This window comes from Massilia sp. Root335 (assembly GCF_001425685.1).
Taxonomy (GTDB): Bacteria; Pseudomonadota; Gammaproteobacteria; order Burkholderiales; family Burkholderiaceae_D; genus Telluria; species Telluria luteola.
On sequence record NZ_LMCY01000003.1, the window covers coordinates 203,555 to 228,481 of the forward strand.

Consider the following 24,927-nt stretch of genomic DNA (forward strand, 5'->3'; position numbering starts at 1 on the left):
AAACACCATCAACGTGATGGTGGACCAGTTGTCGTCGTTCGCATCGGAGGTGACGCGCGTCGCAAGGGAGGTCGGTACGGAAGGTAAGCTCGGCGGCCAGGCGGTGGTGAAAGGCGTCGCGGGCACGTGGAAGGACTTGACCGACTCCGTGAACTCGATGGCGGGCAACCTCACGGGCCAGGTGCGTAACATCGCGGACGTGACGACCGCCGTGGCGAACGGCGACCTGTCGAAGAAGATCACGGTGGACGTGAAGGGCGAGATCCTCGAACTGNNGAACACGATCAACGTGATGGTGGACCAGTTGAACTCCTTCGCGTCCGAGGTGACCCGCGTGGCGCGGGAGGTCGGTACGGAAGGCAAGCTGGGCGGCCAGGCGAACGTGCCGGGCGTCGCGGGTACGTGGAAAGACCTGACGGACGGCGTGAACTCGATGGCGGGCAACCTGACGGCGCAGGTGCGTAACATCGCGGAAGTGACCACCGCCGTGGCGAACGGCGACCTGTCGAAGAAGATCACGGTGGACGTGAAAGGCGAGATCCTGGAACTGAAGAACACCATCAACGTGATGGTGGACCAGTTGTCCTCGTTCGCATCCGAGGTGACCCGCGTCGCGCGCGAGGTCGGCACGGAAGGCAAGCTGGGTGGCCAGGCGTACGTGCCGGGCGTGGGCGGTACGTGGAAGGACTTGACCGACAACGTGAACTTCATGGCGTCGAACCTGACGGGCCAGGTGCGTAACATCGCGGCGGTGACCACCGCCGTGGCGCGCGGCGACCTGTCGAAGAAGATCACGGTGGACGTGAAGGGCGAGATTCTCGAACTGAAGGACACCATCAACGTGATGGTCGACCAGCTGTCGTCGTTCGCATCGGAAGTGACGCGCGTGGCCCGCGAAGTGGGTACGGAAGGCAAGCTGGGCGGCCAGGCGAACGTGTCCGGCGTGGCCGGCACGTGGAAGGACTTGACGGAGAACGTCAACCAGCTCGCGGCGAACCTGACCAACCAGATGCGCGCGATCGGCGAAGTGGCGACGGCGGTGACGCGCGGCGACCTGTCCCGTTCCATCCAGGTGGAAGCGCGCGGCGAGGTGTCCTACCTGAAGGACAACATCAACGAGATGATCCGCAACCTGAAGGAGACGACGCAGAAGAACGCCCAGCAGGACTGGCTGAAGACCAACCTGGCGCGCTTCACGCGACTGCTGCAGGGCCAGCGCGACCTGCAGGCCGTGACGAAGCTGATCCTGTCCGAACTGGCGCCGCTGGTGTCGGCGCACCACGGCGTGTTCTACATGATGGATTCGCAGGAAGCCGACGCGCGCCTGCGCATGATCGCGTCGTACGGCTACCGCTCCAGCCGCAAGCTGCCGACGTCGTTCCTGCCGGGCGAAGGGTTAGTTGGCCAGTGCGCGCTGGAGAAGACCCGCATCTGGCTGACGGACGTCCCGCGCGACTACATCGTCGTGTCGTCCGGCCTCGGCTCGGCGCCGCCGACCAACATCGTCGTGCTGCCGATCCTGTTCGAACAGCAGGTGAAGGCCGTCATCGAGATCGCGTCTCTGGACCGCTTCACGGAAACGCACCTGTCGTTCCTCGACCAGCTGATGGAATCGATCGGCGTCGTGCTGAACACCATCGAGGCGAACAGCCGCACGGAATCGCTGCTGACCCAGTCGCAATCGCTGGCGCAGGAACTGCAGCAGACCAACCAGGAACTGGCGGAAAAGGCGCGCCTGCTGTCCGAGCAGAACATCGAGGTGGAGCGCAAGAACCGCGAGGTGGAACAGGCCAAGCTGGCGCTGGAAGAAAAGGCCACGCAGCTGGCGCTGTCGTCGAAATACAAGTCCGAGTTCCTGGCCAATATGTCGCACGAGCTGAGGACGCCGCTGAACTCCCTCCTGATCCTCGCGCAGCAGCTGTCCGATAACCCGGAGGGCAACCTGTCGTCCAAGCAGGTGGAATTCGCGAAGACGATCCACGGCTCCGGCTCCGACCTCCTGACGCTCATTAACGACATCCTCGACCTGTCGAAGATCGAGTCCGGCACCGTCACGCTGGACGTCTCGGAATACCGCTTCTCGAACCTGCGCAACTACGTCGACCGCACGTTCCGCCACATGGCCGAGGCGAAGCACCTGGGCTTCACGGTGGAGCTGGCGGACAACCTGCCGACCGCCGTGATGACCGACACGACGCGCCTGCAGCAGGTGCTGAAAAACCTGCTGTCGAACGCGTTCAAGTTCACCAGCCACGGCAACGTGTCGCTGATGATCAGCCTCGTGACGAGCGGCTGGACGGCCGACCACCCGCACCTCCTGCATGCGGACGCCGTGCTGGCGTTCTCGGTACGCGACACGGGCGTCGGCATCCCGTCCGACAAGCTGCAGCTGATCTTCGAGGCCTTCCAGCAGGCCGACGGTTCCACCGCCCGCAAATACGGCGGCACGGGCCTGGGCCTGTCGATCTCGCGCGAACTGGCGCGCTTGCTGGGCGGCGAAATCAGGGTAGAGTCGACAGTCAACATCGGCTCCACGTTCACGCTGTACCTGCCGTACAACCGCGCCGGCTTCATCAACTACGAGCAGACCCGCCAGCCGCAACCGGCGCGCCTGGCGCCGCCGCCGTCGCAATCGTCCGTCGTCCCTGCGCGCACCTTGCTGCTGGAGGCCGAGACGGATACCGATGCCGGCAATGCCGTCACGAGCCTTGCGCTGTCCGATCCGTCCGGCAGCCTCGTCGAATACGCGACCATGCTGGACGACCGCGGCCTGATCGTGCCGGGCGACCCGTCCGTGCTGATCGTCGAGGACGACGAGCGCTTCGCCAAGACCCTGCTCGAATTCGCCCGCGAAAAGAACTTCAAGGGCATCGTCACGCACCGCGGCGATTCCGCGCTGTCGCTGGCGCGCGACTACCTGCCGTCGGCGATCCTGCTCGACATCGACCTGCCCGACATCGACGGCTTCACGGTGCTCGACCGCCTGAAACGCGATCCGAGCACGCGCCACATCCCGGTGCACGTGATGTCGTCGCTGCGCGAGCGCGAGCGCGCGCTGCGCCAGGGCGCCATCTCGTACATCAACAAGCCCGTGAGCCGCGAGATGCTGCAGGAGGAATTCAAGCGCATCCAGAAATTCCTCATGGGCGGCAAGCGTTCGCTGCTCGTCGTCGAGGACGACATGGCGCAGCGCGAATCGATCGTGGGCCTGATCGGCGACTCCGACGTGCGCATCGTGACGGCGGAAGACGGCAAGGCGGCCCTGGACGCGCTGGCCCAGCAGCACTTCGACTGCATGGTGCTGGACCTGACGCTGCCCGACATCTCGGGCTTCGACCTGCTCGACCAGATCGGCAAGCAGCAGGCCTTGCGCGACCTGCCGATCGTGATCTACACGGCGCAGGAACTGTCGCGCAAGGAGGTCACGAAACTCAAGCGCTACGCCAAGACCATCGTCGTCAAGGACGCGCGCTCGCCCGAACGCCTGCTCGACGAGACGGCGCTGTTCCTGCACCGCTCGCAGGCCAGCCTGCCGGAGACGCAGCGCAAGATGCTGGAAGAGATCCACGCGCTCGATTCCGGCCTCGCGGGACGCAAGGTGCTGATCGTCGACGACGACCTGCGCAACATCTTCGCGCTGTCCTCGCTGCTGGAGCGCCAGCAGATGCAGGTGCTGTTCGCCGAGAACGGCCGCGACGGCATCGAGGTGCTGGAAAAGGACCCGAGCATCGAGATCGTCCTGATGGACATCATGATGCCGGAGATGGACGGCTACGACACGATGCGCGCCATCCGCCGCATCCCGAAGTTCAAGTCGCTGCCGATCATCACGCTGACCGCCAAGGCGATGAAGGGCGACCGCGACAAGTGCATCGCCGCCGGCGCGTCCGACTACATCACCAAGCCGGTCGACGTGGCCCAGCTGCTGTCGATGATGCGGGTGTGGTTGCATTGATGGCCGCGGTAATCGGCACATCGAATGCGTGGACCGGCCTGGCGGCCGGGCTGGCGATCGAGGAACTGGAAACGCAGCTGCTGCTGGAAGCCTTGTTCCAGCGCTTCGGCCACGATTTCCGCGCCTACGACCGCCACGTCCTGCGCATGCGGCTGGCGGACGCCATGCGCGCGCAGGGCGCCGCCACGCTGTCCGGCCTGCAGGAAAAGGTGCTGCACGATCCGGCCGCGTCGGCCGCGCTGCTGCGCATGCTGTCGCCGCAGCCTGCCGCACTGTTCGACGATCCGGACCACACGCAGCGCCTGCGCACCGTGCTGGCGCCGTCGCTGCGCGCCTCGCCCCTGCCCCGGGTGTGGATCGCGGAATGCGCGGGCGTGGGCGAAGCGTGGACGCTCGCCGTCGTGCTGGCGGAAGAAGGCGTGCTGGGCAAGCTGGACATCCACGCGACGCTCGCCAACGAGGATCTGGTGGCGCAGCACCAGGACGCATGGCTGCCCGTGGCCGACCTCGACGCCGCGCAGTCGCGTTACGCGGCCGGCGGCGGCCAGGCGGCGCTGCCGTCGTACTTCGACGTGCGCGACGGCCGCGCGCGCCTGCAGCCGCACCTGCGCCGGCGCATCACGTGGTCGCAGTACAGCCTCGTGACGGATGCCTCGTTCAATGAGTTCCAGGCGATCCTGTGCGGCAGCGCGCTGTCCGACTTCGGGCCCGTGCTGCGCCAGCGCGTGCTGCGGCTGTTCCACGACAGCCTGGCGCGCTTCGGCGTGCTGTGCCTGGACCGGCCGCTGTCCGTGTCGGATGCCTATGCGGGGACGTACCAGGCGATCGAAGGCGACCGGCCGTGGTACAAGCGGGTCGGGTAATTCAGACCGCCTGCGCGCCCGGCCGCTCCGCAATCCTGTCGCGCCACCCCTGCAAATTCGCCAACCCCTCATCCGAGGGCCGGAACCGCATCAGCCCGCGCGCGAATTCCAGCGCGCAGAATGCCGTGATGTCGGCGATCGTGAAGCGGTCGCCGGCCACGTAGTCGCGGTCCGCCAGCACGCCGTCCAGCCAGCGCGCCGACTCGCGCACCCTGGCGCCCTGCGCGGCGCCGAAATCGCCGAACTGCGGCTGCTCCAGCGCGGCCAGGCCAGGGTGCGTGTGGCGCACGCAGTTGGCGATGCGCAGGAACAGCTGCAGCTCGCAGCGCCGGTCCATCATCTCGATGAAGGCGCGTTCCTCGAAGCCCTCGCCCATCAGGTTCGGATGCGGGAACATCCCCTCCAGGTAAGTACAGATGGCGCGCGTCTCCGCCAGCGTGCGGCCGTCGTCCAGTTCCAGCACGGGCACCTGGGCCATCGGATTGAGGGCCATGAACGCCGCGCCGCGGTGCTCGCCCTTGCCCAGGTCGATCTGTATGGTGTGGATGCCGGAAATGCCCTTCTCGGCCATGAACATCAGGACGCGGCGCGGGTTCGGCGCCCGGCTGCTCGTGTACAGTTTCATGCGTCTGCTCCTCGTCTCGTCATGCGTCGCCGATCATACTCCACGCCGCGACCCCTTCTGTCCACTTGTTCATTTGACAGGCCGCGCCGTTTGACCGTAGATTGCCAGACTGGCCGCGCGCACTACCCCAACCATCGCGCGCGTTCGACGTACATACTCGATAGGAATCCCATGCAACGCAGCCTGATCTCCGCCGCCGTCATCCTCGCCCTGGCGGCCCTGCCCATCGTCCACGCCAGCGCCGCGCCTACCCGCGCCCACGCCGGCGCGGCGGCCGCCGTCGACACCACGACGCAATTGCCGCGCAACGTCATCCCCACCCACTACCAGATCTCGCTCACGCCCGATGCGGCCGCCGCGTCGTTCGGCGCCCGCGCCGTCGTCACGATCAACGTCACCAAGGCCACCGACAGCATCACGCTGAACGCGGCCGACCTGAAGTTCGCGCACGTGACGCTGGCCCCGGCCGCCGGCGGCGCCGCGCGCGATGCGACGGTGGCCGTCGACGCCGCCGCGCAGACCGCGACGTTCACCTTCGCGCAGCCCGTCGCGCCTGGCATGTACCACCTGGCGATGGATTACACGGGCGTGATCGGCACCCAGGCCGTGGGCCTGTTCTCGCTGGACTACCCGGGTGCCGACGGCAAGAAGCAGCGCGCGCTGTACACGCAGTTCGAGAACTCGGATGCGCGCCGCATGATCCCCTCGTGGGACGAGCCGGCGTACAAGGCGAGTTTCGCGCTGGACGTCGTCGTGCCGGCCGGCCAAATGGCCGTCAGCAACATGCCGGCGACGGCCACGGCGACGCTGCCGGACGGCCGCCGCCACATCAGCTTCGCGACGACGCCGAAGATGTCGACCTACCTGCTGTTCTTCGCCCTCGGCGACTTCGAACGGGCGGCCGCGAAGGTCGAGGGCACCGAGGTCGGCGTCGTCACCCGCCGCGGCGCGCTGCCGCAGGCGCGGTTCGCGCTCGACGCCCAGCAGTCGATCCTGCGCGAATACAACGATTACTTCGGCGTGCGCTACCCGCTGCCCAAGCTGGACAACGTGGCCGGCGCCGGCCGCAGCCAGTTCTTCGGCGCGATGGAAAACTGGGGCGCGATCTTCACGTTCGAATACGCGCTGCTGCTCGACCCGGCCATCGCGACCCAGCACGACCGCGAAGAGATCTTCGAGACCGCCGCGCACGAGATGGCGCACCAGTGGTTCGGCGACCTCGTGACGATGCGCTGGTGGGACGACCTGTGGCTGAACGAGGGCTTCGCCTCGTGGATGGAGAGCCGCACGACCGCCCGCCTGCATCCCGAATGGAACACCCACCTGGGCGCCGTCGCCACGCGCGAGCGCGCCATGCGCCGCGATTCCGTCGCCGGCACGCACCCGGTCGTGCAGCACGTGGAGACCGTCGAGCAGGCCAACCAGGCGTTCGACGAGATCACGTATTCGAAGGGCGAATCGGTGATCCGCATGCTCGAAGCCTATGTGGGCGAGAACGCCTGGAGGAGCGGCGTGCGCGCGTACATGAAGGCGCATGCGTACGGCAACACGGTGTCGGACGACCTGTGGAAGCAGATCGAGAAGGCGGCCGGCAAGCCGGTGACGGCCATCGCCCACGATTTCACCCTGCAGCCCGGCATCCCGCTGATCAAGGTGGGCGAGCCGGCGTGCCGCAACGGCGCGACGACCGTGGCGCTGACGCAGGCGGAATTCACGCGCGACCGGGCCGGCAAGGCGCCGCTCGCGTGGCGCGTGCCCGTCATCGCGCAAATCGCCGGCAACGCGAAGCAGGCGACGACGCTCGTCACCGGCGGCAAGGGCACGATCACCGTGCCGGGCTGCGGCGCCGTCATCGTCAACGCCGGCCAGACCGGCTACTACCGCACGCTGTACACCTCCGCCGACTTCGCGCAACTGGCGCAGCGGTTCGCGAGCCTGGCCCCGATCGACCAGATCGGCCTGCTGGCCGACAGCGGCGCGCTCGGCCTGGCGGGCCAGCAACCGGCGTCCGACGTGATGGACCTCGTGAAAGCGACGCCGGCCGGCGCCGATCCGGCCGTGTGGTCGCGCATCGGCGGCATGCTGGCCGACCTCCACACGCGCTATCGCGACCAGGCCGCCGGCGGCGACACGACGCGCATGCGGCGCTTCGACACCTTCGCGATCGCGCGCCTGGCCCCGCTGATGGCGCAGGTCGGCTGGACGGCGCGGCCGGGCGAACCGTCGGCCGTGGCGAACCTGCGCGGCCAGCTGATCGTCGTGCTGAGCGACCTGGGCGACGCGACCACCATCGCCGAAGCGCGCCGCCGCTACGCCGCGCTGGCGACGGATGCCAACGCCGTGCCGGGACCGCTGCGCAAGACCGTCATGGGCGTCGTCGCCCAGCACGCCGACGCCGCCATGTGGGACCAGCTGCACGCGGCCGCCCGCAGCGAGACGAACCCGCTCGTGCGCGACCAGCGCTACACCTTGCTGGCCGCGGCGGACGACCGCGCGCTCGCCATGCGCGCACTGCAACTCGCGCTCACGGACGAGCCGGGCCTGACGATCAGCGCGACGATGATCTCGGAAGTCGCACGGCGCTATCCGGACATGGCGTTCGACTTCGCCCTCGCCAACCTCGCCCGGATCAACGAGCGGGTGGACGCCAGCTCGCGCAGCCGCTACCTGGCGCGCCTCGCGATGGGCTCGTCGGATCCGGCCATGGTCGGCAAACTGGAGGCCTATGCGCAGGCGAACCTGGCGCCGAGCTCGCGCGGCGACGTCGAGGCGGCCGTCGCCTCCATCAAGGACCGCATCCAGGTGAATGCGGCGCGCCTGCCGGAGATCGATGCGTGGCTGGCGAAGAACGCCGAATGACGCCAGGCTTCAGGGCACGGTGACCGTGCCGCGGCGGCGCGCGGCCAGCCACGCATCGAGGCGCCGGGCCGCACCCGGCGCCTCGTGCAGGCCGAGCTTCGTGCGCCGCCACAGGATGTCGTCGGCGCACGTGGCCCATTCCTGGCGCACGAGGTAGTCGGCCTCGACCTCGTACAGCCCGGCCACGATTTCCGCGCCCAGGTCGGCGCGCGTGCGGCAATGGGCCAGCAGCGCGGACAGCCGCGTGCCGTAGCTGCGGGCATAACGCGTCAACAGGCCTTCCGGCAGCCAGGCGAATTGCTGGCGGCGCGTGCGCACCCACGCGTCGTATTCGAGCACCGCGCGCGCGATCGGCACCTTGCCGTACAAGTCGCCGCCCGGCAGGCAGGCGTGCGCGGTCCACGCTTCTACCCGCCGGCCGAGGACGGGGCCGATCCAGTCGACGGCCTGCTCGGCCAGCTTGCGGAACGTGGTGACCTTGCCGCCGAACACGGACAGCAGCGGCGCGCCGCCGGCCGTGTCCTGTTCGAACCGGTAGTCGCGGCTGGCCGACGAGGCGCTGCCGCCTTCGTCGCCGATCAGCGGCCGCACGCCCGCGTAACTCCACACCACTTCCTCCGGTCCGATGCGGCGCTCGAAGCAGCGGTTCACGGCATCGCACAGATAGGCTGTCTCGGCGGGGCTGATCGCGACCCGGTCGAGGTCCTTCGCATCGTGGTCGACGTCGGTCGTGCCGACCAGCGTGAACGCGCCCTCGTACGGCAGCGCGAACACGATGCGGCCGTCCGGCTGCTGCAGCAGGTAGGCGTGGTCGCCGTCGAACAGGCGCGGCACGACGATATGGCTGCCTTTCACGAGACGCATGGCCCGGGCCGGGCCCGCGCCGGCCGCCTGCAGGAAGCTGGCCGCCCACGGCCCGGCCGCGTTCACGAGGCAGCGCGCGTGCACGTGGACGTCGCCGCCCGGCCCCTGGAGGTCGGCCTCCCAGCGTTTCGTTTCGCGCCGCACCCGCACGCAGCGCGTGCGCGTGAGGATGGTGGCGCCGCGCTCGCGCGCGTCGAGCGCCGCCAGCACGACGAGGCGCGCGTCGTCGACCCAGGCGTCGGAATACGCGTACGCTTTCACGAACTGGCGCTGCAGCGTGGCCCCGGCCGGGCTCCCGCGCAGGGAGACGGTGCCGGACGGCGGCAGGAAATCGCGCGGCGCCAGGTGGTCGTAGAGAAACAGGCCGGCGCGGATCATCCAGCCCGGACGCTGCCCCGGCGCGCCGGCCGCCTGCGGCATCAGGAAACGCAGCGGGCGGATGATGTGCGGCGCGCTCTTGAGCAACACTTCGCGCTCGGCCAGCGCCTTGCGCACGAGCCCGAAGTGATACTGCTCGAGATAGCGCAGCCCGCCGTGGATCAGTTTGCTGGAAGCGGACGATGTGTGCTGCGCGAGGTCGTCCTTTTCGCACAGGACGACGCGCAGGCCGCGCCCGGCCGCGTCGCGCGCGATCCCGGCGCCGTTGATGCCGCCGCCCACGACGAGGACGTCGCAATCGATACGTTTGGCAAGTTCTCCCATGTCCACCACACTCCTGTTCGCCCGGACCCGCGTCCGGCCGCAGCCTACTATAATCCGCGAACGGGGCCCTGTGTTCGGCCACGTCAATCCGGCCGGGGTCGGCCGGTGGGCCGTGTAGAATCGGACCATGACGACTGTTTCCCGAGATCCTTGAATGGCGCCCGATATGCGCGCCTGGGTACGCATGCCGTCCGGCAAACGGCTCGACCTGTTGAATCCGACCCCGTTCGACTGGGACGACAGCGACCTTGCCCTCGGCCTGGCCCGCACCTACCGCTGGGGCGGACATTCGGCCTGGCCGCTGCCGCTGTCCGTCGCCCAGCACTCGATCGCCGTCATGCTGTTGCGCCGCGCCGCGGCGCCGGTCCAGCTGGCCCCCGTCGCCGAACTGCGCGAACTGCTGCACGACGCCGAGGAAGGCCTGCTCGGCTTCGATGCCGTCTCGCCCATCAAACCCTTCCTCGGCGACGGTTTCCGCGCCCTCACCCGCCGGCTGGAACAGGCCGTCTTCCTGCGCTACCGCCTGCCCGCCTGGACGCCGGCCGAACACCAGTTGCACAAACGGGCCGACCGCCTGGCCGCGGCCAGCGAGGCCGTGCACGTGGCCGGCTGGTCGGAGCAGGAAGTGCGCACGACGCTCAAGATCCGCTCGCCCGTGCTGGAACGCGATCCGCTGGTCGACGCCTACGGCTGCCCGCCCTGGGAACCGTGGCCGCCGGGCCTGGCCGCTGAACGCTTCCTGGGCGAACTGGAACATCTGCAACGGCGGATCGACGAAGGCGACGCCGCGTGAATCCGGACCATGATGCCGCGCTCGCCCGGGCCGCCGCGCTGCTGCGCGCCGCGGACGGCCTGCTGATCGGCGCGGGCGCCGGCATCGGCGTCGATTCCGGCCTGCCCGATTTCCGCGGCGACCACGGCTTCTGGCGCGCCTATCCGCCCCTCGCCGCCGCCGGCATCCGCTTCGTCGAGATCGCGAATCCGCACAGCTTCGACACGCATCCCGCGCTGGCCTGGGGCTTCTACGGCCACCGGCTCGCCCTGTACCGGAACACGGTGCCGCACGCGGGCTTCGCGGTCCTGCGGGATATCGGCGCGCGTCTGCCGCACGGCGCATTCGTCTTCACGAGCAACGTCGACGGCCAGTTCCAGCGCGCGGGCTTCGGCGACGGGGAGATCGTCGAATGCCACGGGTCCATTCATCACCTGCAATGCACGCGCCCGTGCGGCGACGCCATCTGGCCGGCCGGCGCCGTCGATCCCATCGTCGATCCGGCGTCCTGCCTGATGGCCCCGCCGCTGCCGCGCTGCCCCCGCTGCGGCGCGTTGGCGCGGCCGAACATCCTGATGTTCGGCGACGGCCGCTGGCTGGACGCGCGCACGGAAGACCAGTACGCCCGCTTCGGGCGCTGGCGCGCGCAGGTGCGCAAGCCCGTCGTCATCGAACTGGGCGCCGGCACCGACGTGCCTTCCGTCAGGCGCATGTGCGAGGGACAGGGCGCGCCGCTGATCCGCATCAATCCGCGCGCGCCGCACGTCGCGCCGGGCCAGGGTGCCGGCATCGCGCTTGGCGCGCTGGAGGCCTTGCTCACCCTTCGTGCGTTGCTGGACTGACGCACCCGCCGGGCAGTATTTACCTGCGCAAACCGGCCCTGCGCGGCGCGAAAATACTCGACGACGTATCAACTCAATGACCTAAGATGTTGATTCGACGGGATTAATTTTAATATCCACAAGAAATGTGGATAACTGTGTGGACAAGCGCCTCTTGACAAGCCGGAAGCGCAGTATTGGTGCGGGTTTCAACAAACTGCCCGTTGAACAGGCAAAAACGAATCCCCTTAAAATCAAGGACTTACAGTTGCTCGTGTTTTAAGCAGGAACTGGAAACGGGGCTAATTCCTACAAAACCGCCGTGGCGGGGATAACTTTGCCCCGCTGTTCCGCTTCTGTCCACTTTTCCTGTCATCTTGCCGTCATTTTCGCCCGGTGCGTCATTTCCAGGCATTGCGCGCGCGGTCGCGCACGAGCATCCGCACGCTGTCCGGCATCGGCTTGCGGGTTTGCAACGTATCGGCATTCGTCCAGACACATTCCTCGAAATGCTTGAGCATGACGGGCGTCACGAAGCGCGTCCGCTGTGCGTACACGTGGCGGTCGCCCATCTGCGCCTGCTGCTTGATGAAGAAGCGGTTCGGGACGACGAGGTGCAGGTGTTCCTTGGCCCGCGTCATGGCGACATACAGCAGGCGGCGCTCTTCCTCGATGTCCTCGGCGCTCCCCGTCGCCATGTCGGACGGAATACAGCCGTCGACGACGTTCAGCACGTGCACGGCCTTCCACTCCTGGCCCTTGGCCGAGTGGATCGTCGACAGGATCAGGTAATCCTCGTCCAGCAGCGGCGGGCCGGCGCGGTCGCTCGTCGCTTCCGGCGGGTCGAGCGTCAGTTCGGTCAAGAAGTTTTCGCGTGAGCCATAGCCGGCGGCCAGTTGTACGAGCTGGTCGAGGTCGGCGGCACGGACGGGCGCGTCGTCGTGCAGGCGTTCGAGGTGCGGCGCATACCAGTCGCGCACGAGTTCCACGTCCAGCGGCCAGCGCAGGCCGGTCGTGCGCAGGGTGCGGAACAGCGCCGTGAACTGGTCCCACTCGCCTTGCGCGCGCGCGGGCGCGGGAAACGCGTCGACGGCCGCGACGGGCTCGGCCGCCTGCGCCACCGCGTCCAGGAAACGGGCGGCCGTCGCGGGACCGATACCGGGAATCAGCTGGACGACCCGGAAGCCCGCCACCCGCCCCGCGGGATTCTGGGCGAAGCGCAGCATGGCGAGCACGTCCTTGATATGGGCCGCTTCCAGGAATTTGAGGCCGCCGAATTTGACGAACGGAACGTTGCGCCGCACCAGCTCCAGCTCCAGCGCCGCGCTGTGGCTGGCGGCGCGGAACAGCACGGCCTGCTGCGTGAGCTTGATGCCGGCCTCGCGCTGCTCCAGCACGCGGTTGCAGACCCAGCGCGCCTGCTCGGCCTCGTCCGGGATCAGCACCAGTTGCGGCTTGGCGGTCGCGACCTTGTCCGTCCACAGCGTCTTGGCGTGGCGCTCCAGCGCGGCGCCAATGACGGCATTCGACGCGTCGAGGATGGGCTGCGTGGACCGGTAGTTGCGGTCCAGCGTGATGATGCGGGCGGGCTGCGCGAACTGCTGCGGGAAATCGAGGATGTTGCGCACCGTCGCGCCGCGGAACGAATAAATCGACTGCGCATCGTCGCCGACGACCATCACGCCCCGTCCGTCCGGCTTCATGCCCTGCAGGATCGCGGCCTGCAGCCGGTTCGTGTCCTGGTATTCGTCAACGAGCACGTGATCGAACAGCGCGCCCAGTTCCGGCCCGAGCTCGGGGTCGGACGCCATCTCGGCCCAGAACAGCAGCAGGTCGTCGTAGTCGAGCACGTTCTGCTCCTGCTTGGCGTCGACGTAGGCGCCGAACAGGCGCTTGAGCTGCTCTTCCCATTCGCTGCACCATGGAAAGGTCGACTGCAGCACGTCGGCGAGCGGCTCGCGGCTGTTGACGACGCGCGAGTAGGCCGCCAGGCACGTGCCCTTGAGCGGAAAACGCTTCTGGCCGGACGCGGCACCGAGGCCGACTTCTTGCCGCACGAGGCCCATCAGGTCTTCGGAATCCGCGCGGTCGTGGATCGTGAACGAGGCTTCCAGGCCGATCCGCCCGGCGTACTCGCGCAGCAGGCGCGCGCCGATGCCGTGGAAGGTGCCGGCCCACGGCAGGCTGCCCACGGCCGCCGACGACGTGCCCAGCACGCGCTGCAGCACGCCGGCCGCGCGCTGGCCCATCTCGCCCGCGGCGCGGCGCGAAAAGGTCAGCAGCAGGATGCGCTGCGGATCGCCGCCCGCCAGGATCAGCTTCGCGACCCGGTGCGCCAGCGTATTCGTCTTGCCCGAGCCGGCGCCCGCGACCACGAGCAGCGGCCGCACGGGGTCCACGCCCATGTCGTGCTCGACGGCAGCCAATTGCTCGGGGTTCAGACCGGCGAACGGATCGGCGGGCGCGGATGGCCTCGACATGGGGGTGGCGGCGGCGGGGATGGCGGCGGCGGGGATGGCGGTGGCGGCGTTGGACATGGCGGTTGAGCGTTGATGCTCAACTGTACATTTGTCCAGTATCTAAATGCAAGCGGGATGATGTCGATGTAGCAAAACCACGTCAATGTCGCCGGCAAAAAGAAAGCGGGCGTACGGCATGGCGACCGCGCCCGCTTTACTTGCCTGATTATCAAAGCTTGCTCAGATATCCACAAAATCTGTGCATAAGGTTGTGGAAAAACACCCTCTTGACATGTCAAAACCAAGCTGGAATGCGGGTTTCAACAATTTGCCCGTTGCGTGGGCAGAACTCAACCTTCGCAAAATCAATGGCTTACGAGGTCAAGCGGAACATAAATCGACACAATATGCAAGATGAAAAGAAAGAAAATATCGTGCATAAGTGTCCTGCGCCTCCTCCCTTACCTGCACCACGAACGCCTGCGGCCCGGCTCCGTCAGCACGCGTTCGATGACGTCGTTGCCGACGTTTTGCGAACGCATGTATTCCACGGCCGACATCGTATTGCTGCGCTGCTGGAGCGCAATACCCAGGTCGACGATGTCCGTCTGTTGGGCATCGCGCCGCTGATAGGGGACGGTCGCCTGACCGTCTTCGAGCTCGGGGGAGTCTTGGTTCATCGCAGTTCCTGACTTTGATGGATTGAAAGGGATTGCCGTCTAACGAGTATTTCCCACCTTTGGCCAAAGTCAAGTTTATTTTTAATCTTCATGGTATGCCAACTGTCCCGCGCCGTGCGCCACCCGCTTGCCGCTGCGCCTAGAATGGCCCCGTCATCCAACCGTCACGAGGAATCCATGAGCGCCATGCCCGATCCCGACCTGAAACCCGGCGACGAAGCCGAACCCGGCACGCCCGGCGCAGGCGAAGACCTGTGCGAAACCTGCGGCGGCAGCGGCAAGCTGGCCGACGGCAAGACCTGTCCCGAATGCGAAGGGACGGGACGCGTGGTGCGGGGTATCGGCGGCGGCTGATGCCGTCCGCCATCGCGCCCGCCCGCGCGGCGCCCGTCCAGCATGGACAGACCCGGGCGGCGGCGCGATAATCGGGAGATGAACACGCTCCGCTCCAATAGTTCCAGTAGTTCCAGTAGTTCCAATAGTTCCAATAGTTCCAATAGTTCCGATACCCCCGATAGTTCCGCCAGCGCCGCCCTGCCCGACCGCCCCCGTCCCCGCTCGCTCACCGACCTGTTCGTGTCCTTCACCCTGCTGGCCCTGCAGGGCTTCGGCGGCGTGCTGGCCATCGTCCAGCGCGAAGTGGTCGACCGCAAGGGCTGGCTGACCCAGGAGGAATTCATCGAAGACTGGGCCGTCGCCCAGATCATGCCCGGGCCGAACGTCGTCAACCTGTCCCTGATGATCGGCGGCCGCTATTTCGGCATCGCCGGCGCCCTGGCCGCGCTGGCCGGACTGCTGGCCGTGCCGCTCGTGCTCGTCCTCGGGCTCGTGATACTGCACGACCGCTTCGCCGCCAGCCCCGTCGTGGCGGGCGCGCTGCACGGCATGGCCGCCGTCTGTGCCGGCCTGATCGGCGCGGCCGGCCTGCGCCTGGTGAGCGCGCTGAAGAAGAGCCCGATGCCGCTGTCCTGGTGCGTGGCCATCAGCGCGGCCGGCTTCGTGCTCGTGGCGCTGCTGAAGTGTCCGCTCGCCTGGGTGCTGTTCGGCCTCGGCGGCCTGGGCTGCGTTCTCACCTACCGCCGCCTGAAAGCATGAGCGCGCCCCTGCACCTCACGCTGGACGGGGCCGACTGGCTCAACCTGTTCGGCCATTTCCTCACCCTGTCGATGATGTCGGTCGGCGGGGCCATCTCGACGACGTCGGAGATGCACCGCTTCCTCGTCGAACAACATCATTGGCTGACCCAGCAACAATTCAACCAGTCCATCGCGCTGGCGCAAGCCGCCCCCGGGCCGAACGTCCTGTTCGTCGCCCTGATGGGGTGGCACGTCGGCATGAACGCCGGCAGCACGGGCGCCGCCCTGTTCGGCGTCCTCGTGACGATGGTCGGCATCATGACGCCCTCCACGATCGTCACCTACACGGCGGCCCGCTGGGGCCACCGCAACCGCGACCTGCGCGCCGTCCGCGCCTTCAAGCAGGGCATGGCGCCCATCGTCATCGCCCTGCTGCTGTCGACGGCCTGGATCATGGCCAGTTCCGCCAGCGCCGTGGCGCCGCCCGCCGCGGCCAGCGGCGTCGAAGCCGTTGCGGGTGCCGCGCGCGAGCTCCTGGCGCACTGGCCCCTGTGGCTCACGGTCATCGTCAGCGGACTGGTCATCTGGCGCACGCGCATCCACCTGTTGTGGCTGCTGGCGGCGGGCGCCGTGCTGGGGGCCCTCGGCCTGATCTGAAGCGCATTGGCAACCCGGCCTCGGACCGGGCATACTTGCGTTTTTGATCATCCATACTTCCGACGGACCGAGCCATGCCCGAACTCCTCAGCGAACACATTTGTTTCGACGGCGTCCAGCGCTTCTACAAATACGATTCCGCCGCCATCGGATTGCCGATGCGTTTTTCCGTGTACCTCCCGCCCGGCGCGCACGGCAAGCGCCTGCCCGTGCTGTTCTACCTCGCCGGCCTGACCTGCACCGAAGAGACCTTCATGACCAAGGCCGGCGCCCAGCGCGTGGCCGCGCAGGAAGGCCTGATCCTGGTCGCGCCGGACACGAGCCCGCGCGGCGCCGGCGTGCCGGGCGAGACGGACAGCTGGGACTTCGGCGCCGGCGCCGGCTTCTACGTGGACGCCACGCAAGAACCGTGGACTACCCACTACCGCATGTACAGCCACATCCTCGAACTGCGCGAACTGGTGCTGGCCGAACTGCCGGCCGATCCGGCGCGCGTGGGCATCTTCGGCCACTCGATGGGCGGCCACGGCGCCCTGATGCTGGCGCTGCGCAATCCCGCCCTGTTCCGGTCCGTGTCGGCCTTCGCGCCCATCGCCGCGCCGTCCCGCTGCCCGTGGGGCGAAAAGGCGTTCGGCGGCTACCTCGGCCCCGATCGCGACGCGTGGCGCGCCTACGATGCGACCGAGCTGATGGCGTGCGCCGACGCGCCTCCGTTCCCGAAAGGCATCCTGATCGACCTGGGCCTGGACGACAAATTCCTGGCCGAGCAGCTGTACCCGGACGCCTTCGCGCAAGCCTGCCGCGCCGTCGGCCAGCCCCTCGAACTGCGCCGCCATCCGGGCTACGACCACGGCTATTACTTCATCTCGACCTTCGTCGACGACCACCTGCGCTTCCACCGCCGCAACCTCGGCTGACGCCGCCCCGGTCCACGTCCCGTCGCGTCATGCGAAACGACGTGGGCCACACTGTCATGGACCCGGGCGGTTCCGTAAAATTCCCCGTTTTCCCGCGCGTGCTGGCCCGGATCAAACGTCCCGTCCGGCCACCCGCGCACGTATCGGGACGCCCCTTGCAAACCCGTTTCGCCCGCCCTATAAATGGGATTGGCGGCGTCCGGTGCGTCGCCGAACGCCATTCCTGAACGTCTGTCTTGTTAAAAGGGAGGTCCATCATGAACCTGATCAGAAGAGGCGCGACGCCGCTCTCCACCTACCGTCCCGGCGCCATGGAAGACCAGTTCGGACGCATGGTCGAGAACATGTTCCAGGATTTCTTCGCCCCGCTCGCCCAGGGCCGCTGGTCCGGCGACGACGTCGGCATGCCGCGCCTGGACGTCAGCGAGACGGAAAAAACCTTCGAGGTGCGGGCCGAGCTGCCGGGCGTCAAGAAGGACGACGTGCACGTCTCGATCGACGGCCAGCGCGTCACCATCGAGGGCGAGTGTCAGCAGGCAAACGAACAGCGCCAGGGCGAACAGGTGGTGTATTCTGAGCGCTCGACACGCAAGTACCAGCGCAGCTTCACGCTGCCCGCCGAGGTCGACGATGCCAGTGCCCAGGCCCGCCTCGAGGACGGCGTGCTGGTGCTCTCGCTGCCCAAGAAACAGGGCGGCACGGCGCGCCAGCTGACGATCCAGTAAGCCGCAGCGCGCGCGGCACGCGTACGTGGCCCGGCGGCCCGCTGGCCGCCCGTGGCCGCGCTCGCGCCGCCGCCACGCGGTGAACCTCAGGAACCGTGCATCATGGCCGACATCCGACATTTCAAGGACCGCACCGAGGCGGGCCGCCTGCTGGCCAAGCGGCTCGGCGAGTACGCCCGGCGCCCGGATGCCGTCGTGCTGGCGCTGCCGCGCGGCGGCGTGCCGGTGGGGTTCGCGATCGCACAGCGGCTCGGGATCGCCCTCGACATCCTCATCGTCCGCAAGCTCGGCATGCCGGGCCACGAGGAATTCGCGATGGGCGCGGTGGGCAGCGGCGGCGTGCGCGTGCTCCAGTCCGGCGTGCCCGGCCTGATGGGCGTCAGCGCGCACGACGTCGACCTCGTGACGGCGCGCGAACTGGCCGAGCTGCAGCGGCGCGAGCGCGCCTACCGCGGCGGCCGGGCGCCGCTCGACCTCGCGGGGCGCAGCGCGATCCTCGTCGACGACGGCGTCGCGACGGGCTCCACGATGCTGGCCGCGATCGAAGTGGCGCGCAGGCTCGGGCCGCGCACGCTGGTGCTGGCGGTCCCCGTCGCGCCGCCCGACACGGCGGCCGCGCTCGCGGCGCGCGTCGACGATCTCGTCTGCCTGTCGACCCCGCCGCAATTCCGCTCGGTCGGCCAGTGGTACGACACGTTCGGCCAGACCAGCGACGAGGAAGTGCAGGATTTGCTGGCCACCGCCTGGCACGACGAGGCGATGGCCGGGGCCAGACCAACCGGAGGAGCGAATCATGAGACAAACGACCGACACAGGCTTTGAAATCGCGAAATGGCTGGGCGGCGCCGCCGCCGGCGCCCTGCTGATGTACATGCTCGACCCCGACCGCGGCGGCGCGCGGCGCGCCCAATCGGCCGCGGCGGTGCGCAACGCCGGGTCGCGCACGTCCAGTGCGCTGGGCAATGTGTGGCACGGCGCCGGCGCGCGCATCGGCGCTGCCGCCGACACCCTGCGCGACGGCGCGGCCGGCCTGGCGGACGATCTCCGGACGGACGGCGCGGGAGCCGCGACGGGCTCGGCGATCGAGCGCATGGGCCGCGCCGCCAGCGACGCGCTCGACGCCGGCCTCGACAAGGCGAAAGACGGCATGGACAAGGCCAGGAGTGCACTGAGCCGCGGCGGCCAAGGCATCGGGAACGGCCTCGACAAGGCCGGCGATGCGATCGAGGAATCGTATGGCGCGCGCAGCCTGCGCGCGCGCATGCGCGACGCCCTGCAGGCGGGGCCGGACGGCGAATGGACGCCGGCCGCGCGCAATTCGGCCCTGGCCGGCGGCGGCCTGCTGGCGCTGTATGCCCTGACGCGGCGCTCGCCGCTGGGCCTGTTGCTCGGCCTGGCCGGCGCCGCGCTGCTGGCGCGGGGCGCCGCCAACCAGCCCCTGACGGGCATGCTGCGCGGGCGCGGCATGGGCCTGGACCAGACCATCGACTTCAGCAAGTCCATCGTCATCGACGCCGCGCCGGACGACGTGTACGACGTCTGGGCCAATTACGAGAACTTCCCGCACTTCATGTCCCACGTCGTCGAGGTGCGCGACCTCGGGCGCGGGCGCTCGCACTGGATCGTGCGCGGACCGGGCGGCAGCGAGTTCGAATGGAATTCCGTGCTCACCGAGCAGAGCCGGCCGCACCGCCTGGCCTGGCGCAGCGAGGCCGGCGCCGAGATCCCGCAAAGCGGCTCGATCCAGTTCGAACCGCAGCGCGGCGGCACGCTCGTCACCGTCCACATGTCGTACACGCCGCCGGCGGGCGTCCTCGGCCACGGCCTCGCGACGCTGCTCGGCTCCGATCCCAAGGCCCAGATGGACGACGACCTGGCGCGCATGAAGGCCTTCATCGAACGGGGCGCCGTGCCGCGCGACGCCGCGCGCACGCGCGCCGGCAGCCGCTGGCTGCACTGAGGCCGTCATGGCAACCCCGCATGCCGTTTCCGCGATCCGCGCCGCCGCCCGCCCGCTGACGGGCGGCAAACGCGATTACGACGCCCTGCTCGACCTCGTCGGCGACGCGCGCTTCGTCCTGCTGGGCGAAGCGACGCACGGCACGCACGAGTTTTACGAGGAACGCGCGCGCATCACCCGGCGCCTGATCGAGGACAAGGGCTTCCACGCCGTGGCGGTCGAGGCCGACTGGCCGGATGCCTACCGCGTCAACCGCTACGTGCGCGGCCGCGGCGCCGACCGCGACGCCAACGATGCGTTGTCCGGCTTCAAGCGGTTCCCGAACTGGATGTGGCGGAACACCGACGTCGCCGGCTTCGTCGAGTGGCTGCGCCACCACAATGCGCGCGCGGCGGGCCAGCAGGTCGGGTTCTACGGACTCGACCTGTACAGCATGTTCTCGTCGATCGAGGAAGTGCTGCGCTACCTCGACGAGGTCGACCCGAACGCGGCGCGCCAGGCCCGCGAACGCTATGCCTGCTTCGACCATTACCACGAGGACAGCCAGCACTACGGCTACACGGCGAGCCTCGACCTGTCCGCGTCGTGCGAGCAAGGCGTCCTCGAACAATTGAAGCAGCTGCAGCAACGCGCCGCCGACTATATGTACCGGGACGGCGACGAGGAAGCGTTCTTCTATGCCGAGCAGAACGCGCGGCTCGTCAAGAATGCCGAGGAATACTACCGGACCATGTTCCGGGGTCGTGTGTCGTCCTGGAACTTGCGCGACAGCCATATGGCAGAGACCCTGGACGCGCTGGCGCGCCACTTGTCGAAGGATGACGAACCGCCCAGCAAAATCATCGTCTGGGAACATAATTCCCACATCGGCGACGCGCGCGCGACGGAGATGGGCGAGATGGGCGAGTGGAACGTCGGCGAACTGGCGCGCAAGGAATATGACGGGCAGACGCGTCTGATCGGCTTTTCCACCTACGACGGCTTCGTCACGGCCGCATCCGAATGGGACGCGCCGGCCGAGCACAAGCGCGTCAGGCCGGGCATGCCGGGCAGCTACGAAGAGCTGCTGCACGCGACGGGCATCCCCCGCTTCCTGCTGCCGCTGCGCGACGGCGACGATCAAGTGCGCGACACGATGCTGGAACGCAAGCTGGAACGCGCCATCGGCGTCATCTACCTGCCGCGCACAGAACGCCACAGCCATTATTTTGCGGCCGAAATGGCGCGCCAGTTCGATGCCGTGATCCACATCGACCACACGACGGCAGTGCAGCCGCTCGATCCGGGTGGCGGCTGGCATTCGGACGAGCCGCCGGAAACTTATCCGACCGGTATCTAAGCCCCCCGGTCATGTATCGACAATTGTGTATCCCAGGCGCGTCAATGTGAAAATTGGCGAGAATGCAACGGCCTGCACAATTGTAAAATGAACAAATGTCTTGCGAGTGTTGCGCGCCGTCATGAGTCGGTCGCGCAACCGTGCAATCGTCAACAGTCATTTGTTCACTCATCGAGGGCTATGAAACCAATCCGGGTATCCATTCTTGCTGCCCTGCTCGCGGGCAGCGCCGGCCTGCACGCGCAGGAAACCAATTCCAACGTGGAACATTGCGACCGTCCGCTCGGCACACTCGCGGTGACCGAAGCCCAGAGCGAGAGCGCGCACGCGCTGCAGAGCTATGGACTGGGCTCGCCGGTTGCGCTGCTGCGCATCATGGTGCAGCAATCGAACTGCTTCCAGGTCGTCGAGCGCGGTGCCGCGATGGCCAACCTGCAGCAGGAGCGCGCACTGGCCGCGAATGGCGAGACGCTGGCCGGCAGCAATGTCGGCAAGGGCCAGTTACAGGCGGCGGACTTCGTGATGACGCCGAACGTCCAATTCGCCGCCAACAACACGGGCGGCATCGGCGGCGCGATCTCGGACTACGGCGGACGGCTGCTCGGCGGGCTGGGCCGGATCGCGGGCGGCATCGCCGGCAACCTGAAATTCAAGGAAGCACAGACCAGCCTGCTGATCGCGGATGTCCGTTCCGGCATCCAGGTCGCGGCGGAAGAAGGCGTCGCGACGAAGACCGACTTCGGCATTTCCGGCTGGAGCTGGGGCGGCGGCGATTACTCGCGCCTGGGCGGCTATACGAATACGCCGGAAGGCAAGATGGTCGCGGCCAGCCTGCTCGACAACTACAACCGCATCGTGCTCAAGATCCGCAACGAGCCCAGCCTCGTGCGCACGGCCAGCGCGGCCGGCAAGGCGAATGCGCAGGCGTCCACGCGCGAGGGCGTGCCGGTGTCGGCCGGCGCCAGCGTGTATGCGCGCCTCGCGACCGTCAAGGTGTACACGGAACCACGCGCCGGCAGCAAGGTGATGGGGACGCTGAAGCGCGCGGAAGAAGCGATCGCCACCGGCGAAGAACGCGACGGCTTCGTCAAGATCGACGGCGAAAACGTGTCGGGCGGCTGGGTCCAGCGCACGCTGGTGGCGACGCAGCCGGCACCGCGGTAAGCCAGCGTCTCAGCGGACCTGCGCGTCGGCCCGCGGCGCGGCCGCGGCCGGCGCATCGCCCGCCGCCCGCACGACGCAGCGGTCCCTTCCGCCGTGCTTGGCCGCATACAGCGCGCCGTCGGCCCAGCCCAGCACCTGGTCCTGCGTGGGCAGCGGGCCATCCGTGCCGCGCACGAGCGCGATGCCGACGCTGGCCGTCACGGCCAGCTCGCCCGCCCCCGTCGCGAAGGGCCGCCGGATGGTGGCCACGATCTTGGCGCCGATCCGCTCGGCTTCTTCCAGGCCCTTGACGTCTTCCAGCAGCACGACGAATTCGTCGCCGGCCAGCCGGGCCGGCGTGTCGGTCACGCGCACGCAGGCGGCCAGGCGCTGGGCGAACTCCTTCAGGACCTCGTCGCCGACGCCGTGGCCCCAGGTGTCGTTGATGGTCTTGAAGTGGTCGATATCCATATAGGCCACGCCCAGCACCTGGCGCTGGCGGCGCACGCGCTCCAGGGCCAGGCCCAGCAGCTCGCCGAACAGGCGGCGGTTGGCGATGCCCGTCAGGCTGTCGAAGCGGGCCATCTGCACGAGCCGGCTTTCCGCCTCCTTCACGCGGGTCATGTCGTGCGCCAGCGCATACACGCCCGCGACGGCGACCGTCACCCGGCCCTGCGCCTGCACGTCCGGGACGAACGTCCATTCGAGGATGCGGTGCCGGCCCTGCGCCTGCAACGGCATCTCGAACGTGGCGCCGACGCCTTCGAACGCCTGCTTCAGGCGCGGACGCGCCGCGTCGTAGGCCGGCTTGCCGAGGACCTCGGCCAGGTGCATGCCGGGAAGGCGGACCGGTTCCAGCCCCAGCCAGGCCTGGAACGTCGCGTTGCCGAAGCCCATGCGGTGGTTGCGGTCGATGTAGCAGATCAGCACGGGCAGGTTGTCGGCGATCAGGCGCAGGCGCTGCTCGCTCGCGGCCTGGGCCAGCTCCGCTTCCTTGCGCTCGCTGATGTCCATCGCCATGACGGTGAAGCCGACGACGCGGCCCTCCTGGTCGACGTCCGGGATCGTGTCGATCATCTGGTGGCGCGACGCGTCGTCGCTGCGCACGTCCTCGATGTGGCCGCGCTCGCCGCGCAGGGCCGCGCGGATCAGCGGTTCCAGGCGGGTGTAGCCGGCCTCGCCCAGCGCCTCGCGCACCGTGCGCCCGAGCGCCCAGTCCGGCGGCGTGCCGATCATGCGGTCGAAGCCGGCGTTGGTGAATTCGAAACGCTCGTCACGGTCGACGTAGGCGATCACGGCCGGGACATTGTCGGCGATCGCGCGCATGCGGGCGCTCGCGCGCTCGCGCGCGTGCACGAGGTCGTGGAAGGCGCGGCCCAGTTCGCCGACCTCGTCATGCCGGGCGAGCGCCAGCACGTCGATGTCGACGCCCTCGTGGCGGACCGCGGCGACGTTGCGGCGCAGCGCGTCCAGCGGGCGCAGGCCGCGCCGCACGAGCCACCACGCCAGGATGCCCGCCACCAGCGCGAGCACCGCCGCGACGACGAGCACCGTGCGGCGCACGCGCGCCAGCGGCGCGAACGCCGCGGCCTCCGGGTTGCGCGCGCCGAGGATCCAGCCCGTCGTGGCCAGGCGCCGGTAGGTGACGATGGCGGGGCCTTCACGGTCGTCGCCGTACAGCCAGCCCTCGAACCCGTGCAGCGCGCGCGCCAGGCCGGGCTGGGTGCCGGGGCTCTCGTCCAGGCGCTCCGGCGCACGCGCCTTCGGGGGCGCGTCGATCAGCACGCCGTCGGCCGACATCAGGAACAGGTAGCCGCCGCCCGGCCGCAGGGCGTCGACCTGGCGCAAAAACCGCGCATGCTGCAGGTCGATGCGGCCGGCCAGCACGTACAGGATCTCGCCGTGGTCGTCGAACACGGGGGCCGTCACCACCACCACTTTCGCGCCGGACAGGCGGCTCTGGAACGGGTCGGAGACGATGCCGCGCCCGCGCAGCAGGGTTTCTTCGAAATACGGGCGGCCGGCGGCCGTCAGCGGCTGGGCGCTCGGCATGGTCGCGCCCGACGCGACCAGTTCGCCGTTGCGCGTGAAGGCGGCGATGTTGACGAAGTCCTCGCTGGCGTCGGCCGTGCGCTCGGCCAGCCAGGCCTGCAGGCGGCGCGGGTCGTGGCGGGCGTCCACCGGCAACGCGGCGGCCAGCGCGGCCATCTGGCGCAGGCGCGCTTCCAGCTGGTCGTCGAGGAAGGCGGCGGCGCCGGACAGCAGCGCATACTGCTGCCCGCCCAGGACCGCACGCAGGTCGTGTTCGGCCACGTCCACGGCCAGCGGGCCTGCCAGCAGCGTGGCGCCCAGCACCAGCACGCCGACGGCGCCGGCCAGGCGGCTGCGCAGGGTGGTCGGAAAAGAGATGGGTCGTCGCATCATGGGTGAGTGCACCGCTACGCATCGGGCCGTACCAGTATGTCATACCGCTTGAATTTCTACTAATACGAAGCAAAACATCAATTCCC

Annotated in this window: 18 protein-coding genes and 2 pseudogenes; 15 read left to right on the plus strand and 5 right to left on the minus strand. The window is 68.5% G+C overall.

Annotation, left to right across the window (positions count from 1 at the left end; genetic code table 11):
• The 3 genes and pseudogenes from ASC93_RS32695 to ASC93_RS01380 all read left to right on the plus strand — a co-directional run.
• A pseudogene (locus tag ASC93_RS32695) lies at nucleotides 1-274 on the plus strand (HAMP domain-containing protein); the annotation flags it as partial.
• Between the two features lie 2 nt (nucleotides 275-276).
• Nucleotides 277-3,955 (plus strand): annotated as a pseudogene (locus ASC93_RS01375) (response regulator); the annotation flags it as partial.
• Complete coding sequence (locus tag ASC93_RS01380) at nucleotides 3,955-4,818, plus strand: protein-glutamate O-methyltransferase CheR (RefSeq protein WP_056435825.1); 864 nt, start codon at nucleotides 3,955-3,957, stop codon at nucleotides 4,816-4,818. The pseudogene ASC93_RS01375 and the gene ASC93_RS01380, both read left to right, overlap by 1 nt.
• 1 nt (nucleotide 4,819) lies before the next feature.
• On the opposite strand, the gene ASC93_RS01385 is transcribed toward ASC93_RS01380, so the two are convergent.
• Nucleotides 4,820-5,443: a glutathione S-transferase family protein gene (locus ASC93_RS01385; protein WP_056435828.1), complete on the minus strand. Its 624-nt coding sequence runs from the start codon at nucleotides 5,441-5,443 to the stop codon at nucleotides 4,820-4,822.
• Nucleotides 5,444-5,614: 171 nt separating this feature from the next.
• On the opposite strand from ASC93_RS01385, the gene ASC93_RS01390 reads away from it, so the two are divergent.
• The gene (locus ASC93_RS01390) at nucleotides 5,615-8,302 is read left to right on the plus strand and encodes a M1 family metallopeptidase (RefSeq protein ID WP_056435831.1); all 2,688 of its coding nucleotides are present in this window, start codon (nucleotides 5,615-5,617) and stop codon (nucleotides 8,300-8,302) included.
• A gap of 9 nt (nucleotides 8,303-8,311) precedes the next feature.
• Here the strand turns inward: ASC93_RS01390 and glpD are convergent, their stop codons facing one another.
• Complete coding sequence (glpD, locus tag ASC93_RS01395; RefSeq protein ID WP_056435834.1) at nucleotides 8,312-9,868, minus strand: glycerol-3-phosphate dehydrogenase; 1,557 nt, start codon at nucleotides 9,866-9,868, stop codon at nucleotides 8,312-8,314.
• A gap of 154 nt (nucleotides 9,869-10,022) precedes the next feature.
• Between glpD and ASC93_RS01400 the strand changes: the two genes are divergently transcribed.
• Together ASC93_RS01400 and ASC93_RS01405 are read left to right on the plus strand one after the other, a co-directional pair.
• Nucleotides 10,023-10,661 carry a hypothetical protein gene (locus ASC93_RS01400; protein WP_056435837.1) on the plus strand — a complete coding sequence of 213 codons (639 nt, stop codon included), beginning with the start codon at nucleotides 10,023-10,025 and terminating at the stop codon, nucleotides 10,659-10,661.
• The gene (locus ASC93_RS01405; protein ID WP_056435840.1) at nucleotides 10,658-11,482 is read left to right on the plus strand and encodes a Sir2 family NAD-dependent protein deacetylase; all 825 of its coding nucleotides are present in this window, start codon (nucleotides 10,658-10,660) and stop codon (nucleotides 11,480-11,482) included. Before ASC93_RS01400 ends, ASC93_RS01405 begins: the two co-directional genes overlap by 4 nt.
• Nucleotides 11,483-11,862: 380 nt before the next feature.
• Here the strand turns inward: ASC93_RS01405 and ASC93_RS01410 are convergent, their stop codons facing one another.
• Together ASC93_RS01410 and ASC93_RS01415 are read right to left on the minus strand one after the other, a co-directional pair.
• The gene (locus ASC93_RS01410; RefSeq protein WP_056436841.1) at nucleotides 11,863-13,941 is read right to left on the minus strand and encodes an ATP-dependent helicase; all 2,079 of its coding nucleotides are present in this window, start codon (nucleotides 13,939-13,941) and stop codon (nucleotides 11,863-11,865) included.
• Between the two features lie 440 nt (nucleotides 13,942-14,381).
• Nucleotides 14,382-14,600 (minus strand): hypothetical protein, encoded by a 219-nt coding sequence (locus tag ASC93_RS01415; RefSeq protein WP_056435843.1) that lies wholly within the window; start codon nucleotides 14,598-14,600, stop codon nucleotides 14,382-14,384.
• 177 nt (nucleotides 14,601-14,777) lie between these two features.
• Here ASC93_RS01415 and ASC93_RS31570 point away from each other — a divergent pair, with 177 nt between their 5' ends.
• From ASC93_RS31570 to ASC93_RS01455, 9 genes are all read left to right on the plus strand, one after another.
• Nucleotides 14,778-14,954 carry a hypothetical protein gene (locus tag ASC93_RS31570; RefSeq protein WP_200958253.1) on the plus strand — a complete coding sequence of 59 codons (177 nt, stop codon included), beginning with the start codon at nucleotides 14,778-14,780 and terminating at the stop codon, nucleotides 14,952-14,954.
• A 78-nt stretch (nucleotides 14,955-15,032) separates the two neighbouring features.
• Entirely contained in the window at nucleotides 15,033-15,695 is a 663-nt protein-coding gene (locus ASC93_RS01420) for a chromate transporter (protein WP_082547692.1), read from the plus strand.
• The gene (locus ASC93_RS01425) at nucleotides 15,692-16,333 is read left to right on the plus strand and encodes a chromate transporter (RefSeq protein WP_056435846.1); all 642 of its coding nucleotides are present in this window, start codon (nucleotides 15,692-15,694) and stop codon (nucleotides 16,331-16,333) included. The genes ASC93_RS01420 and ASC93_RS01425 overlap by 4 nt, the downstream gene beginning before the upstream one ends.
• A 74-nt stretch (nucleotides 16,334-16,407) precedes the next feature.
• Nucleotides 16,408-17,250, plus strand: a complete 843-nt coding sequence (fghA, locus tag ASC93_RS01430) for an S-formylglutathione hydrolase (protein WP_056435849.1) — start codon at nucleotides 16,408-16,410, stop codon at nucleotides 17,248-17,250.
• Between the two features lie 257 nt (nucleotides 17,251-17,507).
• Nucleotides 17,508-17,975, plus strand: a complete 468-nt coding sequence (locus ASC93_RS01435; protein ID WP_082547693.1) for an Hsp20/alpha crystallin family protein — start codon at nucleotides 17,508-17,510, stop codon at nucleotides 17,973-17,975.
• A 102-nt stretch (nucleotides 17,976-18,077) separates the two neighbouring features.
• On the plus strand, nucleotides 18,078-18,797 hold the full coding sequence (locus tag ASC93_RS01440; RefSeq protein WP_056435856.1) for a phosphoribosyltransferase: 720 nt from the start codon (nucleotides 18,078-18,080) through the stop codon (nucleotides 18,795-18,797).
• Complete coding sequence (locus ASC93_RS01445; protein WP_056435859.1) at nucleotides 18,769-19,935, plus strand: SRPBCC family protein; 1,167 nt, start codon at nucleotides 18,769-18,771, stop codon at nucleotides 19,933-19,935. Before ASC93_RS01440 ends, ASC93_RS01445 begins: the two co-directional genes overlap by 29 nt.
• 7 nt (nucleotides 19,936-19,942) lie before the next feature.
• A complete protein-coding gene (locus ASC93_RS01450; protein WP_056435862.1) occupies nucleotides 19,943-21,274 on the plus strand; it encodes an erythromycin esterase family protein in 1,332 nt (443 codons plus the stop codon).
• A gap of 180 nt (nucleotides 21,275-21,454) precedes the next feature.
• Entirely contained in the window at nucleotides 21,455-22,438 is a 984-nt protein-coding gene (locus tag ASC93_RS01455) for a CsgG/HfaB family protein (RefSeq protein ID WP_056435865.1), read from the plus strand.
• Between the two features lie 9 nt (nucleotides 22,439-22,447).
• Here ASC93_RS01455 and ASC93_RS01460 read toward each other — a convergent pair whose 3' ends face one another.
• Nucleotides 22,448-24,841 (minus strand): diguanylate cyclase, encoded by a 2,394-nt coding sequence (locus ASC93_RS01460; protein WP_056435869.1) that lies wholly within the window; start codon nucleotides 24,839-24,841, stop codon nucleotides 22,448-22,450.
• Between the last annotated feature and the right edge of the window lie 86 nt (nucleotides 24,842-24,927).